This window comes from Anoxybacillus sp. TBDG-1 (assembly GCF_054815885.1).
Genome location: NZ_JBTZSY010000094.1, coordinates 1 through 1,951 on the forward strand (window position 1 = coordinate 1; position 1,951 = coordinate 1,951).

General features: G+C 40.0%; 2 protein-coding genes. Both read right to left on the reverse strand.

Features of this window, described 5'->3' with window-relative positions; translation table 11 throughout:
* Window positions 1-68: 68 nt before the first annotated feature.
* The gene (locus ACYQY7_RS13885) at window positions 69-581 is read right to left on the reverse strand and encodes a YwgA family protein (protein WP_461202939.1); all 513 of its coding nucleotides are present in this window, start codon (window positions 579-581) and stop codon (window positions 69-71) included.
* 12 nt (window positions 582-593) lie between these two features.
* Window positions 594-1,892 (reverse strand): HD domain-containing protein, encoded by a 1,299-nt coding sequence (locus ACYQY7_RS13890; protein ID WP_021094350.1) that lies wholly within the window; start codon window positions 1,890-1,892, stop codon window positions 594-596.
* Window positions 1,893-1,951: the final 59 nt, after the last annotated feature.

The window sequence follows — 1,951 nt, forward strand, 5'->3', positions numbered from 1 at the left end:
ACAAAAGAAAAACGATTTTGTCCTTGACAAAATCGTTTTTCAACAGTCTGAAAGCTGACAGGGGACTGTCAGCTTTTTATGTATGCTTGCTCGCGTAACTGCTCGATATAAAGATACGCTTCTTCTATTTCTTCTTCCGTATATCGTTGTTTACTTTTTAATGTAAATACTTTTTCTTTCACTTCATCTTTACTTAAATCTTCAAAGTATAGAATCGTAGAAACGAGCTCTAAAAATCTCGCGCTTTGTTCATTTAAACTGCGCAAACAAACATTTAAATCAGGCATGTCCAAATTGTAATGCGTTAAAAATTGCTTGCCTGCTTCCGTCAACGCATAACGATATTGATAATACCCACCTTTTTTCTCTCTCATTTCTTGCACAAAGCCGACGTTACATAGCTCCTCCATGCGCAAAGTCAACTCTTCCGAATACGGACCGTAAAAATGAAAATCAAATTTTTCGTAAAAAGGAAAGTTCATTTTTTTCGCAATGTAAATCATTTTTTGTAGCTTCTTTCGTCCAACAATTTCCCCGACTGCTGCTAACGCTTTCAACATTTTCGCATGCTCGAAAAGCAACGTCCCCATCTCCTATTCATATAAAAGTTGTTTTATTTTTTTCTTCACGTTTCGTTTTGTCGATAAGTCGTCAAGAAAATCTTGTGGAAAATATAGTTTATGATCGGTGCGCCGTTTCCCTGAAATCGCATCAACGATCGTCGATTCCCGTGACAATTCGCGCAACTCCCCGCTCGGCATTAACAAATAAATCGGAAGCCTTTCCTCCTCTTCCCCCGGACGATAAAAGTCGTACGGAAGATCCGATGAGGAGTCAACGACTAAATAATAATCCGGATCAATGCCCGCTTTTTTAAACAACGTCGTCAGTTCCATCAACTTTTTCATTTCTTCATTCGTCGGTTGAAATTCGACGTATTTAAATAAATTACGATTCATAAAACGGCGGCATAAATCGCTTAAAATCGCATCTCGTTCCTCTTGCCATTGTTGAAAATAAAATAATGTCACCGCCTCATCTAACTTTAAGTAGTCTTCTAGTTGCGCGTGTCCATGAAAAAGAGATTGGAAGTGAACAGGAGGTGTTTGAAATGTATAGCCTGTCAAATACAAATGTTTCGCACGATGCAAAATTTTTGTTAAAATGACTTCTGCACTACGCGTCACGGGATGGAAATACACTTGCCAATACATTTGGTATCGACTCATAATGTAGTCTTCTACTGCGTGCATGCCACTTCGTTTAATGACGACTTGCTCCTCGCGTGGACGCATCACACGCAAAATGCGTTCCATATCAAAATGCCCGTAACTGACGCCAGTATAATATGCATCGCGCAATAAATAGTCCATGCGATCCGCGTCGATTTGGCTTGAAATAAGACTAACGACGAGCTTATTTTCATACGTCTTCGCAATGACTTCCGCAACCTTTTTCGGAAAGTCTAACGATACACGACGAAGGACCGCGTTTACTTCTGTATCGCCTAAAATAATCGCACGCGTAAATTGTTCATGGTCAAGATGAAACACTTTTTCAAACGAATGTGAAAACGGCCCATGTCCTAAATCATGCAAAAGCGCGGCACATAAGCAAAGCAGCCGCTCGTTTTCATCCCAATCCGCACGACCAGCGAACACATCGTCAACGATGCGGCGCACGATCTCATATACGCCAAGCGAATGGTTAAAACGACTATGTTCTGCACCGTGAAACGTCAAATACGTTGTACCAAGCTGTTTAATGCGACGCAACCGTTGAAATTCTTTTGTACCAATTAAATCCCAAATGACTTTATCACGCACATGCACATACCGATGCACCGGATCTTTGAACACTTTCTCTTCGCTCAATTTTTCGTTGGGATACAATCGTTCTCCGTTACAGAAAACTTACAAAACTTTATAAATAATCTATTCATTATTTATAA